The following is a 16,370-nucleotide window of genomic DNA, read 5'->3' as shown; positions in this document are numbered from 1 at the left end:
TATAAAAATATTATTTATTCTTTATTAATAATATTTTTTTTTAATAATTTTTTTATCCTATAGACTATTTTTTCTTTTGTAAAACCAAACTTTTTAAATAATTGTGATGCAGAAGCAGAATCACCAAAAGTATCCATACCAATAACTATTCCTTGCAAGCCAACATATTTATACCAAGAATCAGATTTTCCTGCTTCAATAACAACACGATTTATAATATCGCGAGGAAAAACAGACTCCTGATATGAAAAATCTTGAGCTTCAAAAACATCAATAGAAGGCATTGAAACAACTCTAATACCATATCCTAATTGGTGAATTGATTGCGCAACTGAAATAGCTAATGGAACCTCTGAACCAGTAGCAATAATAATAATACTAATCAATTTTCCAAACTCTTTTAATATATACCCACCTTTTTCAATATCATCAATTTGTTTTCTACTTCTTTTAAATTGTTCTATATTTTGTCTTGATAATATTAAGGCAGTAGGTCCTTGATATCTTTCTATAGCAAATTTCCAAGCAACAATAGTCTCAATAGTATCACTGGGTCTCCAAACACTCATATAAGGAATAGATCGTAAATTCGATAATTGTTCTACTGGTTGATGTGTTGGACCGTCTTCTCCTAATCCAATAGAATCATGTGTATATAACATAATATTTCTAGTTTTCATTAATGCAGACATACGAATAGCATTTTTAGAATAATCTGAAAAAATTAAAAATGTTGCTATATAAGGAATAAAACCACCGTGTTGAGATATACCATTAGCAATAGCAGTCATTCCAAATTCACGTACACCATAATGAATATAATTTCCTGAATTATATTTATGAATTGGATTAGAACCTGACCACATTGTTAAATTACTTGGAGCTAAATCTGCAGATCCTCCTAATAGTTCTGGTAAAATTTTTCCAAAAAACTCTAATACATATTGTGAAGATTGACGAGTTGCAATATTTTTAACATTTTCATTACTTTGAATAATAAAGTTAAATATTTGATCAGACCAATCAATTGGTAATAAACCAGACATTCTTCTTGTATATTCATCAGATAATTCTGGGTACTCTAATTTATATTTAGCAAATAAACTATTCCATTTTCTTTCAATATTTTCACCAGTATCTCTGGCATCCCAATTATTATAAATTTCATCCGGGATATAAAATGGTGGATGTTTCCAATGTAATTGTTTTTTTGTATTATTGATTTCTTGTTCTCCTAAAGGAGCACCATGTACTTCTGCTGTTCCAGATTTGTTTGGAGAACCAAAACCAATTGTGGTATTAAAAAAAATTATAGAAGGTTTACTACCACTTTTTTTAGCACTATTAATAGCCTGAAAAATAGATTCTGCATTATGTCCATCTACATCACTAATAACATTCCAATTATATGCTTGAAATCTTTTAATAGTATCATCACTAAACCAATTTTTTACAGCACCGTCAATAGAAATTTTATTACTATCGTATAGTACAATTAATTTATTTAATTGTAAAGTACCAGCTAAGGAACATACTTCATGTGAAATACCCTCCATTAAACAACCATCTCCTACAAATACCCAAGTATAATGATCAATGATATTATAGTGAATTCGATTAAAATATGATGCAAGTATTTTTTCAGCAATAGCCATTCCAATACCAGAAGCTAATCCTTGTCCTAATGGACCTGTTGTAATTTCAACGCCTGGAGTACAACCGACTTCTGGATGTCCTGGAGTTTTAGAATGTAATGTTCTAAAATTTTTTAAATCATCTATTGAAATATCGTATCCTGTTAAATGTAAAATGCTGTACAATAGCATTGAAGCATGACCATTAGATAATATAAAACGATCACGATTATCCCAATATGGATTATTAGGATTATGATTTAAAAAGCTTCTCCATAATACCTCAGCAATATCAGCCATACCCATTGGTGCTCCCGGATGCCCGGAATTAGCTTTCTGAATTGCATCAATACTTAATACTCGAATTGCATTAGCTAATTCTTGTCTCGAACACATATGTCTTCCTAATAATAAATAAAATTAAAATCATTTTAAAAAATAGAATATAGTAATTTTTCAAGTTTTTCTTGATCTGTACTAAATTGACGTATACCATCTGATAATTTTTCTACAGCCATTTGATCTTGATTATGTTCCCATCGAAATTCTGATTCATGTAATATACCAGGTCGAGTTAGAATATTCTTTGAAGGTATTAAATTCCTTACAACACAACCAGAGGTATTTTGTAATTTTTTTAATAAATTTGGTGAAATGGTTAATGCATCACATCCAGACAAAAGTAGAATTTGTTGAATATTTCGAAAACTAGCTCCCATTATAATAGTATTGTATCCATATTTTTTATAATATGTATATATTTTTTTTACAGACAATACACCTGGATCTTTATGAAAATCATCCTTATGAATTAATTGATGTTGAACATACCAGTCATAAATTCTACCAACGAAAGGAGAAATTAAAAATACATTAGCCTCAGCACATGCTCTAGCTTGCGCAAAAGAAAATAACAAAGTTAAATTACAATGAATATTTTCTTTTTCTAATTCTTTTGCTGCTTGAATAGCTTCCCATGTTGCTGCTAATTTGATAAGTACTCTAGAACGATGAATACCAGCAACTTCATATATATTAATAATTTTTTTTGCTTTTAAAATACACGCTTCTTTATTAAAAGATAGTCTTGCATCTATTTCACTAGAGACTTTTCCAGGTATATTTTTTAATATTGCTATGCCTATATTCACTAAAATTTTATCACTAGCATGTATAATTTGTTCTGCAAGAATATTACTACTTTTTTTTCCAAATATAACAGCATCATCAAGTAAATTTTTATATTCTGGAATATTAATAGTTTGTAAAATCAAAGAAGGATTTGTTGTTGCATCTTCTGGACAATATAAATTAATTTCATTAATATTTCCACTATCTGCAACAATTTTTGTAAATTTTTTTAACTGTAATAATTGGTTCATTATTATCCCTAAAATTATTTTTCATTAAAAATAATACATTTATTATATTATAAATATACCTATAGAATATTTAATATTGTAATGTATAATATAATATACTATTAAAAAATTTTTTGTAATATAATAGAAGTATTCACACCTCCAAATCCACAATTATTAGACATTGCAATATTTATTGAACAGGGTTGTTTATTAAATAAAATATTCATTTTTTTAATTTTTTTATCTAAATGATCAATATTAATATTTGGAAATATGAAATTATTATACATCATTAATAAAATATAAATAATTTCTTGTACTCCAGAAGCTCCTAAGGCATGTCCTGTAAGAGATTTTGTAGAAGAAAAGTATGGAATCGAATGCTTAAATATCCGTTGAATAGATATTAATTCTATAATATCTCCCAATTTTGTAGATGTTCCATGTGTGTTAATATAATCAATTTTAGATTTATCCAAATTATTAATTGCTTCTTTCATAGAATATACTAATCCAGATCCAGAAGGTTTAGTCATATGAAATCCATCCGAGCAAATACCATAACCAATAATTTCAGCATAAATCTTTGCTTTTCTAGATATTGCATGATTTAAATCTTCAAGTACTAATATACCAGAGCCACCAGAAATCACAAAACCATCTCTATCCATATCATACGGTCGAGAAGATTTTTTAGGAAATTCATTATATTTTCTTGATAATATTTTTATTTTATCAAATTCATATGATAACTCACAACTTAATTCTTCTGTACCTCCTGCAAAAATAATATCTTGTTTATTACTTTTAATGAGATCAACAGCATTAATAATACAATTTGACGATGTTGCACAAGCAGAACTCATAGAGTAACTAATTCCATAAATATTATACAATGTTGATAAAAAAGCAGAAATGTTAGAAAACATAGACTGTATTACAAAATAAGGAGATAATTTCTTTTTTTTAGAAAAATATTTTGCATTGTTTGCAAAAAAATTACAACCTACTCCATTGATAATACCTACTTTATAGTTTTTTTGATATATTTCCTTTATTAAACCAGAATCTTGAATAGCTTGCTCCATAGATAAATAAGCATATAATGTAGCTTTATTCATAAATTTTACAAAATAACGATCAATTAATTCTTCTTTTTTTAAACAAATATCACCACAAACATTACTTTTTAAACCAAAAGATTGCATATTTTTAGAAAACACAATACCTGATTTTAATGATTTTAAAGAATGTAAAACTTCCGTTTTATTATTACCAATACTTGATATAATACCAAAACCTGTAATTACAACACGTTTTATCAAATTAGATACCCTAAAAATAATAAAATTATAAATATTATAATGATAATAAAGATTTGTTTTACTAACATTAATTATACAATAAAATATTTTTAAAATATGAAAATTAAAAATACCGGAATATTATATGTTGTTGCAACTCCTATTGGAAATTTACAAGACATTACCTATAGAGCTGTTGAAATTTTAAACACAGTACAATTAATAGCAGCAGAAGATACTAGACATACAAAATATTTATTAAAAAAATTTAATATTAATACTCCAACAACCTCTTTACATCAGTATAATGAAAATCTAAAAACTCAAAAAATAATTTCTTTATTAAATACTATTTCTATTGCATTAGTATCCAATGCTGGAACACCTACCATTAATGATCCAGGATACCAATTAATTAAAAAATGTCACCAAAAAAATATTACCGTTGTACCAATACCAGGTCCATGTGCATTCATTACTGCTTTAAGCGCATCTGGAATACCAAGTGATCAATTTTATTATAAAGGATTTTTTCCTAAAAAAAATATAATACATATTAAAACATTAAAAGAAATTAAAGAAAATACAAAAACAATAATATTCTATGAATCTTGTCATAGAATTTTAAAAAGTATGCAAAACATAGTACATATTTTAGGAGCAAATAGAACTATTGTTTTTGCTAAGGAAATAACAAAAAAATGGGAAACAATTAAATATGGAAAATCTTCTGATATATTATTATGGCTAAAAGAAGATCTTAAAAGAATGAAGGGGGAAATCATTATTATTATTAAAGGAATAAAAAAAAAAAAAGAAAATATTTCTTTAAATATTCAAAATACATTATTAATATTACAAAAAAAATTATCAATAAAGCAAGCTATTGTATGCACTGCAAAAATCCATAATATTAGTAAAAATTTGTTATATAAATACTACACACAAAATATTTTACATGACAAAAAATAATAAAAAATATATAATAAATAGAATAGTTGACCAGACAGTCGCTAAATAATTTAATATTAAATTAAATAGAGGAAAGTCCGGGCTCCATAGAGCAAGAGTGCCAGATAACATCTGGGCAATATTTTATTTGACGACTAGTACAACAGAAAAAATACCGCTAATTTATATATTTGTATATAGATAGTAAGGGTGAAAAGGCGTGTTAAGAGCACACCGTATATTTAGTAATAAATATAGCAATGTAAACTCCACTCGGAGCAAGGTTAAACAAGATTTATAATATTGCTCGTATTACAATCTGGGTAAACCGCTTGAATCAATAAGTGATTATTGATCTAGATAAATGACTGTCAAATACAGAACCCGGCTTATAGGTCAACTATTATTCATCTACAGAAATATTATATTCCTGAAATCTGCATATGGTCTAAAAGAATAGATCCACAATTAATCCCTGTCCTATATTCTATATCATTACTAATGTAAATAATACTTCTCCACATATCTTTTAAATTTCCTGCAATAGTAACTTCATGTACTGGATGTTGAATTTCCCCATTTTGCACCCAAAAACCAAAAATACCTCTAGAATAGCTTCCAGTAACAATATTAACACCTTGTCCCATAAATTCTGTTACTAAAAGTCCAGTTCCCATATTTTTTAATAAATCTTTAAAATGGATATTAGTGCTATTAGAAATACACCAATTGTGTATTCCACCACAATGACCAGTACTAGAAAAACCTAATTTATTACCAGAATAACTATCTAACAACCAAGTACATAAAACACCATTTTGTACTATAAATCGAGATTTTGTTTGTACTCCTTCTAAATCAAATGGTTTAGATAAAATTCCTTTATGGATATGGGGTTCTTCTATAATATTTAACCATTTAGGGAAAATTTTCTTATGTAAAGAATGTAATAATATTGTAGATTTTTTATATACATTGGTTCCATAAATTGCAGCAATAAAATGAGAAAAAAATTCATCTGAAATACTTGCAGAAATAATAATTGGACAATTAATTGTACTTATTTTTTTAGCTAATAGACGTTCTTGTACTTTTTTGGAGCTCTCTCTACCAACATCTTTAGGAGAATACAAATCAGATTTTTTACGAGCAACCGTGTAAGAAAAATCTTGTTGCATAATATTAGAATGAGTTTTAGCAATTAAAAAACTATACATTTTATTTATAGTAGTTTGATAACTTCCTAACATTCCATAACTATTTCCAAAAGCATAATAATTACTATGGCTACTAATATTAATATTTTCAGTACTAATTACATTATTAGAATCTTGTAATGCATATGATTCCACTATATTCGCTTCTTCCATAATCTTTTCAATAGTAAATTTATACGGATAAAATAAATCAATATGAATTTTTTTAAAAGATAATAATTCTGGTTTTGGTAATGTAGCATAAATATCTGAAGATGTATATTGTAAAATATGTGATAAAAAAAGAATCATATTTTGAATGTTTTTGATACTTAAATTTGTAGAATGTACGATAGCTTTTTTAAAATTATGGTATCCAGTAATGATTATCATATTATCATCATTAAATTCTACATTTTCTAATTTAAAATTTCTAGAATTAATATTTATTCCTACAGTTTTTATAATAGAAACTGAAGATAAATGTACTTTATTTTTCAATAATTTTAATGTTTCTAATATTAGGTTTTGAAAATTACATTGTATTTCTTCAACGTATTTTATATGATGAATCATTCAAAATCCTTTATAAAAATTAATATATTATAGTAAAATTGCATAAAATATATAATCAAATTTTTATTATAATAATCTTTATAAATACAAATAATACAAAAAAATAAATAATTATGAATTTAAAAAACTTATTATCAGGAAAAAATATTCCACACGACATATATGTAGTGATTGAAATTCCATATCATTCATATCCTATTAAATACGAAATAGATAAAAAAACACAAATACTATTTGTCGATCGGTTTATACCAACTGCTATGCTGTATCCATGTAATTATGGATATATTAATAATACATTGTCTGAAGATGGAGATCCATTAGATGTATTAATTCCGATTCCATATGCATTACAATATAATTCTGTTATTCAGTGCAAACCCATCGGAATATTAAAAATGATCGATGAATCAGGCTTAGATGCTAAAATTATTGCTGTTCCACATGATAATATTTGTCAAGATTACCATGATTTTAAAAATATTACAGACCTTACGAATATAACAAAAAAAAAAATAATACATTTTTTCCAACATTATAAAGATTTAGAAAAAAATAAATGGGTAAAAATTATTGGATTTGAGGATGTCAATTCTGCAAAAATAGAAATACAAAAAACCATTCAAAGATATAATGAAAATAAGAAATATTAAAAATCACTATACTATAATTAAAATATCAAAATTTATTGTATTAATTACATCGAGAATATCGAAAATAAATAATTCAGAGGTATTATGTCTAAAATATGTTATATTACTAACAAAAAACCTATGTTTGGTAATAATAGGTCACATGCAATGAATGCAACTAAAAAAAAGTTTTTTCCAAATTTACAAAATCATAAATTTTGGATACCAAAATATAAAAAATTTCTTCAATTGAAAATTTCTACAAAAGCAATGCGTATTATTGACAAAAAGGGAATCGAATATTTTATTAAATAAAACATTTTAGGTTAACAATGGCTAAAAATAAAAGAGAAATCATAAAATTAATATCTTCATCTGGATCCAAACATTATTATACAACAACTAAAAATAAACGTTCCAACCAAAAGAAAATACAACTTAGAAAATACGATCCAATAATAAGAAAACATGTATTATATAACGAAAAAAAAATTAAATAAATATCGCTTCTATAATATTAGTAATATACTATATTTATTTTTATATATTTCAAATATATTATGATATTCCAATTTGTTAATATAAAAATATATAGTATATTAAATGTTTAAAAAGAATTTTTAAAAATAAAGAATTTAATGTACAACGAATATAATATATAAATATATCATAAAAAATAATAAAAAAAGTAAAGATTGATAATAAATTTACTACAAAACTCACTGAAAATCCTGTTATTGGAGAAAAAAACCTCTTTAATATTCCAATGATAATATTTAAAATAAAAAAAATTACTATTATAGGAAATGTGAAACAAACACCATATGTAAATACTATTTGTACTATTTGAATACATAAAAAAACAAAATAAAAATTTAATCGAATATTATCTATTGGAAAAAAAACAAAACTTTGAAAAAAAAAAATAATAATATATAAATATCCATCACAAGATAAAAAAATTAAAAATAAAAAAATATTTAAAAAAACTGATACAGTGGAAATCTTTGGAAAATCATTACAATGTAAAGAAGTTAGAAATGTTAATCCTGTTTGCATACCTATAATTTCACTAGTAATAAAAATAAAAGAAAATACTAGCTGAATAGAAAGACCAATAATACATCCAATAATAATTTGTTTTATCAAAATAATAATACAATCTAAATAAAGTACCTGATGATACCGAAAATGTATCCAAGATATAATTAAAAAACTTATTACAATAGAAAAAAAAAATTTTGTTTTTTTTTTATTTATAATATATCCTGGTATAGGAATAATCAATAGTGTAGAAAAAATCCTTAAAAAAATAAAAAAAAATTTAATAAAAAATAACATATACAATGATTGCAACATAATATTATACAAAATAAAAAATCGTAAATATAATACTCTTAAACATATATTGCATATAACATAACATAACATTCAACATCCAGGAACCAAAAAATAATAATATTATAAATAATATAATAATTTTAGGAATAAATGCTAAAGTTTGTTCATGAATTTGTGTTGCTGCTTGAAAAACACTAATAATAACCCCTACAAATAAAATGGAAAATAGTATTGGAAAAGAAAGAATTAATAACACTTTTAAAGATTCATAAAATAATATTTTTACAATATTAATTTCCATATACTCTCACTAACTAAATTACATTAAAAATGCTATCATAATCATTCTAAATCAATGAAAACTTTTTATTAAAGAAGAAAAAATTAATTTCCAACCATCTACTAAAACAAATAATATTAATTTAATAGGTAAAGAAATATTTGTAGGAGAAACCATTATCATACCTAAAGAAATTAATATACTTGCAACAATTAAATCAATTATTAAAAATGGTATAAAAATAGTAAATCCAATTTGAAAAGCAGTTTTTAATTCACTAGTAATAAAAGATAATAATAAAATTTTCATAGGAATAACATTTTTTGTTTTACAAAAAGGAGTATTAGATAATATAAAAAAAGTTTTTAAATCTGCTTCATAAGTTTGATGTACCATAAAATTCCGTATAGGATTGATACTATTTCTAATACATTCTTCAATTTGAATGTTATTATGTTGAAAGGGAAGATACGCCTCTCGGTATATTTGATCAACTGTAGGACTCATAACAAAAAAAGTTAGTAAGAAAGAAATTCCTAATAATATTTGATTAGGAGGAGCATAAGAAATACCTAATGCATTTCTTAACAAATTTAATACAATAATAATTCTAATAAAACCAGTAGTCATTAAAATTAATGTCATTATAATAGAAAATAACGCAAAGAAAAAAAAAATTTTCATAGACGCAGGTAATAATTGGACACTATTATAAAGAATATGAAAATTTATATCTGAAAACTCTAATGCATATATAATAGGACTATAAAATAGTAATATCAATAATAATGGTATTATTGTAAATATAAACATATTATAAAAATCCAATGAAAAAATTATATTCTATATTTTTATGATAATTTTTTTTTTAGTATTTTTTTTTACTGTTTTAGGTAACACATATAATAACTGTATGTGGTGTGGTGTAATCCCTAATACTAATTTTTCTGTTTCTATATTTAATAAAATAATTTTTTTTTTTTGACCTAATTCAATCTGTGCAAGAATATTCATATTTTTTTTTTGATAACTCTTTTTTAATGAAAAAACTCTTTTAAAAAAAAGAAAAAATAAAAAAAATAATATCAATATTTTAATAAAAAAAGTATTTTGATAATAAAAATAATTATTAATAATATTCAAAATAATATCATGCATATTATTTATTTAATACAATTAAAAATTTTAGTAATTCGAATACCATATTTTCCCTCTAAATATATTAATTATCCTTGAGAAATTAAAAAATTGTTTATAAAAATATCTAATTGGTACTGATTCAATTGATCCAAATATAATATTTTCCCTAAAATAATTTTAAAGAAATCTTTCATTATAATGTTTAATGTACCTAAATGGATGATAATATTCATTATAGTATCTAATACTAAATTATTTTTAATATCAATATTTTTGAAACAATATTTCTTTATAGTAAATGTTTTAGAATCTAAGAAATCCTTTTTTTAAATTTTTGTAATATATTTGTATAGTTTTCTAGGGAAATCTCTAAATTTTTTATACCATTCATATTTTTTCTTCTTTGAATGTTATTATATGTAAGAAATTTTTCTTTACCTGAAAAATATTTTATTATTATAATAACATTTACATAAAAAATACAATTATTATCGTTATATACTGTTATCAATTTTCATTATTCTAATATAGAAAAGATCTCTGATTTTAAAATTAATTAACTCTTTTAATAAAATTTAATGATCTTCTAATTTTATGATCAAATTCATTGCATATTATAAAAATCATACAGTCCATGTATTATAATAATCTAAATTTAATAACTATAATTTTTTCTAAATTTTAGATATCGTAAATATTTATCTTATTTACAAAAAATTATCTTGAAAGATAAATAATTCAATCACTTTTAAACGATTGGTATATACATAAAAATTTAGTATTATAATATCTTTGATATTTTCTAAAAAAATACATCTATACTAAATTTATAATTGCAAAAATACCATTCTTTAAAATTATATTACATGATTTAATAAACATGATAATTATTTAATGAATCATATATATCTTAGAAGGAATTAATGATGTATTTTGAATAGAAAAATATATTTTGTATTACAGAAAAATAACTGTAATATATTTTTAGTAAAAATGAGAAAAATACCAACACTAAATTTCACATTTAATAATTTGAATTTAAAAATCCAATTTGAATATATTGATATTTTAATGTATTTGAAAAAATACTATTTATGATATTAATTCCAAAAACACTATAAAATATATTAAACATATTTTAGAAACTGATAAATAATTTATAATTTTTGAAAAATATTAATATATTTAAAAAATTAACAATTATGATAAAATATTTTGGAAGTAAAAAAATATTACTATTTACCAAAATATTTTCTCTATGTATGATTGAAATATAATACTTAATAAATAATGCAAACACTCTAAAGAATAATTGAAATTTTTTTTTCCAATAATAACTTTTGTATTTTAAATACTATTTTTTTTCTTATCGTAAGAATTATGTTATTTGATATAGGATAATTATAATTTTCTACATTTAATACATATTCTTGTAAATTAGGAATATTTTTAAAAAATTTTTTTTTTACTAATTGATGAGCATAGTATAAAGAAAGTATCATATAATGTATATTGAAAATACTACTTAACAATAAAATACTTGTATCTGTCAAATATATACTTTTCTCAAAAGTAAAAGTTTTTAAAAAAAATTTTTCTCCAATAGATTTATCAAATTTTATTACGTTCATCATAATAATATTTTGACTTTTTTCTTTCATAGTATGAAATAATTCAATAGCTGTTTTACAACCAATTTTTTGAAAAGATAAGTTTTTTTTTTCATCTAATAAAAAATTTATCACTTTGATTAAATCAGGTATTTTAGATTCTTGTAATCCCTGAAAATTAGTCATAGAATATATAATTTCGGATTTTTTATCATCAGGAAAATAAGAAATAATATTTTTAGTATGTTTTATTTCTAAAAATAATAATATTGTAGTAATAAAATATAAACTTTCATTTTTTAATAAAAAAAATAAATCTTTTGCAGAAATATAATTTAACAATTTTATTTTTGCAAAAAACTTTTTTTTATTTAATAATGTTTTAGAAAAAGTATCTATTTTTTTTTTATTTAAATGATTTAATAGAATCGAAGAAATATAAGAATCATGATCTAAATATATAGCACCAGATATCTTATTATATTCAATAATAAACTGATTTAGTATGTTATATACTTTTTCTTGAGAAACAATATCAATACTTAACATAGCTGTCATAATATTTTGAATATCTTCTGTTTTGAAAAAATTTAATATTTTTATCGTTTCTTCTATCCCAATTAACATAAATAAAATTGCACTGTTCCTGATACCATTTAAAATCATTGATCGTTATTTATCCAATTTTTAATAATTATAGAAGTTAATTTAGGGTTTTTTTTTGCAATACTTAATATGTGTTGTATTAATTCATCATTTTGCATTTTTAATACTGTATTGTTTTTAATATCATTACCATATTTATTAAAAAAATTATTGTTTTCCTTTTTATTATTAAATACTATATTTATATCTTTATACTGTTTTATACTAAATAATCTATAAATTTTCTTCAAAAATTTAATAAATATTAATATTATGAATAATAATAAAAAAAATATCATTTCATGTAAATATTTTTGAAATAATTGTTTCACAAAAAAAGTATCTTGAAAATTTTTCTTACTTATAAATTTCATATTAATAATATTAATATTGCTAGTATCAGTATTAACATTTCCAATAATATGCGCAACTAAAATCTTTATTGCATTGCTTTGTATATCATTTAATGGAACTAATTTCCCATCTTGATTTCTTAAAAAATTCATTAATATAGAGACTGATATTTTTTTTTTTTCTAAAAAATGATTATTAACATCATGAATATCATTATATATATTTTCTTTTTGAAGATTCAAGATAAAATAATAAATATTATGTATAATATCACTATTATGTATATTTAGTAAAAAATTGATATTCTTATAAAGAATATTTCTTACAAAAATATCTTTTTTATCAAAATTAATTGTTTTTCTTTGAAAATCCATAATGAGTGGTTTATTATTTCTAATCATCACTTGTATTTTAAAATCACTTAATTGAAAAAAACATTTTAAAACATTCATAATTTTATGACAAAAATAATTTTGTAAATTGTGAATATAATTCCATTGGTACATACAAGAACTATTCATAAAACTTTTTTTTTCATTTAAATAATGACCTTTATCATCTAATATTATTATATTTTTTGTCAGTAATTGTGGTACACTGGCAGAAATAAACTTTTCAATTGATAAAAATTGTAAAAAATTTAAATGCCTACTATGTTTTATACTTAACATGACTGCAGCGGACGGTAAAATATTCTTATTTTCAAAGATAGAATATGAAGGAAAAGATAAATTAATTTTCGCTGATTTTATAAATTTCATTTGTTCAAGAGATCTTGATAATTCACCTTCTAATGCTCTTTTATAATGAATTTGTGAAAGAAATGGATTTGGTACAAATGATTCTTGATCAAATAATTCAAACCCTAAATTGGGTTTCTTAGGTATTCCTTCTGATAGTAACATCAATCGTACTAAATTCACTTTATTTTCGGGAATCAATAAATTTCCTGAAGATTCAACATATCGATATGGTATTTTTTTTTTTAAAAGTTCATATATAATCATATTACGATTTTCAGTAGACAAATGATTATATATTAATTGATATTTAATATGATGTGAAAAATAAAAAAATATTAATATAATAGAAAAAAATATCAATGTTACCAAAAATAATATCATAAAATATTTCCATAATGATGTATTACGGATAGTATTTTTATTTAATTTTTCTATATTAGAATAATTCAAGAAATGAACATTCATAATTACTTCCTAAAAACATTTATTAAAAATCACATAATATTTTAAAAATATTGATTATATACTATAATTTTTTAATATTGATAATAATATTAAAAATATTATATATATTTAAATACCAATATATAGTATAAAATAAATACAAAATTGATTCAATTTGTGAAATTTCATACTTTTGTTATATTACTATATAATAAATACTTCAAAATACATTGAAAATTAATACGTAATTTAAAATTTTTAAAATCTAAAATCAATATTAAACTAATATTTTAAGTAAAAATTACTATAATATTTTATCAAATATCAAATATTTTTATATCATGTAATCAATTATTATGATCCAAAATATCAATTGTACATTTAATGGTATGAAATTATAAATAAAAAAAATATATTTTTATAAATATATTTTTTTTTAATAATTATTAATCATAAACTATTTTTGATGAATAATCATGCAATATTTTTTAATTCTTTTTAAAGAATTAAATTTACCAAGAATTTCCATAATAGTGCTTATACTTGGAGAAACATCTGAACCAGTAATGAATATTCGTAACAACATACAAATATTCTTTAAAGCAGTATGAAAGTTTTCAGATATTTTTTTTAAAATTTTCATAATCTCTTTTGCATTCCAATTACATATATTACATAATTTTTCATAAAGAATTTTTATTATTGTATGATAATCATTAAAATAATATTTTTTTATTAAAGTACCACTGATATTAGTATATTCTTCAAAAAAATAACGAGATTGCATAGCCATTTCTTGAAAATTATTACATCGATGTCTCAAAAACTTTATAATTTTAAACAAACTCGGACCTGATGAAAAATTAATTTTTAACTTTTTTAACTGATATTGAAAATTTTGAATCAAATAATCATTTATAGGTAATGTATTTAAATAATAATGATTAAACCATATTAATTTCTCAAAATTACATTCACTAGATGACTTACTAATTTTATGAATAGAAAATAATTTTTTCATTTCTTCTAAACTAAAAATTTCCCGATTACCATATGACCATCCTAATTTAATTAAAAAATTTAATATAGACTCTTTTAAAAATCCGTACTCTTTATATTCTAAAACACTCAAAGCATTTTTTCTTTTGGATAAATTTTGTTTTTTACTGTCAATAATCATAGAAACATGTGCATATACAGGAACTTTAGCATTTAAAGCCTGTATAATATTAATTTGTCTTGGAGTATTATTAATATGATCCTCTCCTCTAATAATGTGCGTAATCTTCATATCAATATCATCTATTACAACACAAAAATTATAAGTTGGCATACCATTTCTACGTTGAATAATCAAATCATCAAGTTCAGTATTATTAAACAAAATTCTTCCTCTAATACTATCTTGAAAAGAAACTTCTCCATTTAATGGATTTTTAAATCGTATTACATACTCTTTATTATTATAGTTATATTTTTTATTTCTACATTTTCTATCATAACACGGTTTTTCTCCTTTTAATATCTGAGAAGTACGAATTTTTGTTAATCTATTGGTAGAACAATAACATTTGTATGCAAAACCTAAATCTAACATTTCAATAATCTTTTCTTTATATATGCATATCCTATCACTTTGCAAATATGGACCTTCATCCCAAACAATCCCCAACCATTGTAATGTTTTTAATATATTATTAATAAATATTTTATTAGAACGTTTAATATCAGTATCTTCAATTCTTAAAACAAAATTACCTTGATGGTGTTTTGCAAATAACCAAGAATACAATGCTGTTCTCATACTACCTATATGTAATACACCAGTTGAACTGGGAGCAAATCTAGTTTTAACAAACATAATTCATATTTCCATATTTATAAAATATTTATATAAATTGATAATCAAAAAATGTATATCAAAATATTTTATTATAAAAATTGACTATTTTTTTTTAATGATTATAATATTAGTTAGTGGTATATAGTTTGGGTGATTAGCTCAGTTGGCAGAGCGCCTCCTTTACACGGAGGAAGTCGGCGGTTCGAATCCGTCATTACCCATAGGGTCGTTAGCTCAGTCGGTAGAGCAGTTGACTTTTAATCAATTGGTCGCAGGTTCGAATCCTGCACGACCCAAAATATTACAAAAATCT

At 22.3% G+C, this 16,370-nt stretch carries 16 protein-coding genes, 2 tRNA genes and 1 other RNA gene; 7 read left to right on the top strand and 12 right to left on the bottom strand.

Features of this window, described 5'->3' with window-relative positions; translation table 11 throughout:
• Positions 1 to 14: 14 nt before the first annotated feature.
• The 3 genes from tkt to AB4W53_RS00340 form a co-directional block, all read right to left on the bottom strand.
• Positions 15 to 2,030 carry a transketolase gene (tkt, locus tag AB4W53_RS00350; RefSeq protein ID WP_367671948.1) on the bottom strand — a complete coding sequence of 672 codons (2,016 nt, stop codon included), beginning with the start codon at positions 2,028 to 2,030 and terminating at the stop codon, positions 15 to 17.
• Between the two features lie 35 nt (positions 2,031 to 2,065).
• The gene (gene tal / locus AB4W53_RS00345; RefSeq protein ID WP_367671947.1) at positions 2,066 to 3,016 is read right to left on the bottom strand and encodes a transaldolase; all 951 of its coding nucleotides are present in this window, start codon (positions 3,014 to 3,016) and stop codon (positions 2,066 to 2,068) included.
• A 101-nt stretch (positions 3,017 to 3,117) separates the two neighbouring features.
• On the bottom strand, positions 3,118 to 4,320 hold the full coding sequence (locus tag AB4W53_RS00340; protein ID WP_367672113.1) for a beta-ketoacyl synthase N-terminal-like domain-containing protein: 1,203 nt from the start codon (positions 4,318 to 4,320) through the stop codon (positions 3,118 to 3,120).
• A 99-nt stretch (positions 4,321 to 4,419) separates the two neighbouring features.
• On the opposite strand from AB4W53_RS00340, the gene rsmI reads away from it, so the two are divergent.
• Entirely contained in the window at positions 4,420 to 5,274 is an 855-nt protein-coding gene (gene rsmI / locus AB4W53_RS00335) for a 16S rRNA (cytidine(1402)-2'-O)-methyltransferase (RefSeq protein ID WP_367671945.1), read from the top strand.
• A gap of 22 nt (positions 5,275 to 5,296) precedes the next feature.
• Positions 5,297 to 5,661: RNase P RNA component class A (gene rnpB, locus AB4W53_RS00330), an RNA gene on the top strand.
• A gap of 14 nt (positions 5,662 to 5,675) precedes the next feature.
• Here rnpB and pmbA read toward each other — a convergent pair.
• Positions 5,676 to 7,025, bottom strand: coding sequence for a metalloprotease PmbA (pmbA, locus tag AB4W53_RS00325; RefSeq protein ID WP_367671943.1), 1,350 nt, complete (start codon positions 7,023 to 7,025; stop codon positions 5,676 to 5,678).
• A 113-nt stretch (positions 7,026 to 7,138) separates the two neighbouring features.
• On the opposite strand from pmbA, the gene ppa reads away from it, so the two are divergent.
• The 3 genes from ppa (at position 7,139) to rpmG (ending at position 8,157) form a co-directional block, all read left to right on the top strand.
• Entirely contained in the window at positions 7,139 to 7,678 is a 540-nt protein-coding gene (gene ppa / locus AB4W53_RS00320; protein ID WP_367671942.1) for an inorganic diphosphatase, read from the top strand.
• Positions 7,679 to 7,762: 84 nt separating this feature from the next.
• On the top strand, positions 7,763 to 7,972 hold the full coding sequence (rpmB, locus tag AB4W53_RS00315) for a 50S ribosomal protein L28 (protein WP_367671940.1): 210 nt from the start codon (positions 7,763 to 7,765) through the stop codon (positions 7,970 to 7,972).
• Between the two features lie 17 nt (positions 7,973 to 7,989).
• Positions 7,990 to 8,157 (top strand): 50S ribosomal protein L33, encoded by a 168-nt coding sequence (rpmG, locus tag AB4W53_RS00310; RefSeq protein WP_367671938.1) that lies wholly within the window; start codon positions 7,990 to 7,992, stop codon positions 8,155 to 8,157.
• Between the two features lie 76 nt (positions 8,158 to 8,233).
• Here rpmG and AB4W53_RS00305 read toward each other — a convergent pair whose 3' ends face one another.
• The 8 genes from AB4W53_RS00305 to gltX form a co-directional block, all read right to left on the bottom strand.
• Positions 8,234 to 8,998, bottom strand: coding sequence for a flagellar biosynthetic protein FliR (locus tag AB4W53_RS00305; protein ID WP_367671936.1), 765 nt, complete (start codon positions 8,996 to 8,998; stop codon positions 8,234 to 8,236).
• A 22-nt stretch (positions 8,999 to 9,020) separates the two neighbouring features.
• Positions 9,021 to 9,299: a flagellar biosynthetic protein FliQ gene (locus AB4W53_RS00300; protein ID WP_367671934.1), complete on the bottom strand. Its 279-nt coding sequence runs from the start codon at positions 9,297 to 9,299 to the stop codon at positions 9,021 to 9,023.
• A 51-nt stretch (positions 9,300 to 9,350) separates the two neighbouring features.
• Positions 9,351 to 10,091, bottom strand: a complete 741-nt coding sequence (fliP, locus tag AB4W53_RS00295) for a flagellar type III secretion system pore protein FliP (RefSeq protein WP_367671933.1) — start codon at positions 10,089 to 10,091, stop codon at positions 9,351 to 9,353.
• A 30-nt stretch (positions 10,092 to 10,121) separates the two neighbouring features.
• Positions 10,122 to 10,436 carry a flagellar biosynthetic protein FliO gene (locus AB4W53_RS00290; protein WP_367671932.1) on the bottom strand — a complete coding sequence of 105 codons (315 nt, stop codon included), beginning with the start codon at positions 10,434 to 10,436 and terminating at the stop codon, positions 10,122 to 10,124.
• 68 nt (positions 10,437 to 10,504) lie between these two features.
• Positions 10,505 to 10,651 carry a hypothetical protein gene (locus tag AB4W53_RS00285; RefSeq protein WP_367671931.1) on the bottom strand — a complete coding sequence of 49 codons (147 nt, stop codon included), beginning with the start codon at positions 10,649 to 10,651 and terminating at the stop codon, positions 10,505 to 10,507.
• Between the two features lie 1,068 nt (positions 10,652 to 11,719).
• Positions 11,720 to 12,694: a hypothetical protein gene (locus AB4W53_RS00280; RefSeq protein ID WP_367671929.1), complete on the bottom strand. Its 975-nt coding sequence runs from the start codon at positions 12,692 to 12,694 to the stop codon at positions 11,720 to 11,722.
• The gene (gene fliF, locus AB4W53_RS00275; RefSeq protein ID WP_367671928.1) at positions 12,691 to 14,235 is read right to left on the bottom strand and encodes a flagellar basal-body MS-ring/collar protein FliF; all 1,545 of its coding nucleotides are present in this window, start codon (positions 14,233 to 14,235) and stop codon (positions 12,691 to 12,693) included. The genes AB4W53_RS00280 and fliF overlap by 4 nt, the downstream gene beginning before the upstream one ends.
• Positions 14,236 to 14,671: 436 nt before the next feature.
• Entirely contained in the window at positions 14,672 to 16,075 is a 1,404-nt protein-coding gene (gene gltX, locus AB4W53_RS00270) for a glutamate--tRNA ligase (protein ID WP_367671926.1), read from the bottom strand.
• Positions 16,076 to 16,205: 130 nt separating this feature from the next.
• On the opposite strand from gltX, the gene AB4W53_RS00265 reads away from it, so the two are divergent.
• Positions 16,206 to 16,278 (top strand) — tRNA-Val (locus AB4W53_RS00265).
• A gap of 2 nt (positions 16,279 to 16,280) precedes the next feature.
• A tRNA-Lys gene (locus tag AB4W53_RS00260) sits at positions 16,281 to 16,353 on the top strand.
• Positions 16,354 to 16,370 lie beyond the last annotated feature (17 nt).

This window comes from Buchnera aphidicola (Myzocallis carpini) (assembly GCF_964059025.1).
Lineage (GTDB): Bacteria > Pseudomonadota > Gammaproteobacteria > Enterobacterales > Enterobacteriaceae > Buchnera_L > Buchnera_L aphidicola_AK.
This window is presented reverse-complemented; position numbering and strand designations above follow the sequence as displayed.

What these genes read in the sequence shown, in the direction of transcription:
- AB4W53_RS00300 (WP_367671934.1), bottom strand. Translation starts at nt 9,299, where the DNA reads ATGGAAATTAATATTGTAAAAATATTATTTTATGAATCTTTAAAAGTG.
- tal (WP_367671947.1), bottom strand. Translation starts at nt 3,016, where the DNA reads ATGAACCAATTATTACAGTTAAAAAAATTTACAAAAATTGTTGCAGAT.
- gltX (WP_367671926.1), bottom strand. Translation starts at nt 16,075, where the DNA reads ATGTTTGTTAAAACTAGATTTGCTCCCAGTTCAACTGGTGTATTACAT.
- rpmB (WP_367671940.1), top strand. Translation starts at nt 7,763, where the DNA reads ATGTCTAAAATATGTTATATTACTAACAAAAAACCTATGTTTGGTAAT.
- ppa (WP_367671942.1), top strand. Translation starts at nt 7,139, where the DNA reads ATGAATTTAAAAAACTTATTATCAGGAAAAAATATTCCACACGACATA.
- AB4W53_RS00290 (WP_367671932.1), bottom strand. Translation starts at nt 10,436, where the DNA reads ATGCATGATATTATTTTGAATATTATTAATAATTATTTTTATTATCAA.
- fliP (WP_367671933.1), bottom strand. Translation starts at nt 10,091, where the DNA reads ATGTTTATATTTACAATAATACCATTATTATTGATATTACTATTTTAT.
- AB4W53_RS00285 (WP_367671931.1), bottom strand. Translation starts at nt 10,651, where the DNA reads ATGAATATTATCATCCATTTAGGTACATTAAACATTATAATGAAAGAT.
- fliF (WP_367671928.1), bottom strand. Translation starts at nt 14,235, where the DNA reads ATGAATGTTCATTTCTTGAATTATTCTAATATAGAAAAATTAAATAAA.
- pmbA (WP_367671943.1), bottom strand. Translation starts at nt 7,025, where the DNA reads ATGATTCATCATATAAAATACGTTGAAGAAATACAATGTAATTTTCAA.
- rpmG (WP_367671938.1), top strand. Translation starts at nt 7,990, where the DNA reads ATGGCTAAAAATAAAAGAGAAATCATAAAATTAATATCTTCATCTGGA.
- AB4W53_RS00305 (WP_367671936.1), bottom strand. Translation starts at nt 8,998, where the DNA reads ATGTTATTTTTTATTAAATTTTTTTTTATTTTTTTAAGGATTTTTTCT.
- AB4W53_RS00280 (WP_367671929.1), bottom strand. Translation starts at nt 12,694, where the DNA reads ATGATTTTAAATGGTATCAGGAACAGTGCAATTTTATTTATGTTAATT.
- rsmI (WP_367671945.1), top strand. Translation starts at nt 4,420, where the DNA reads ATGAAAATTAAAAATACCGGAATATTATATGTTGTTGCAACTCCTATT.
- tkt (WP_367671948.1), bottom strand. Translation starts at nt 2,030, where the DNA reads ATGTGTTCGAGACAAGAATTAGCTAATGCAATTCGAGTATTAAGTATT.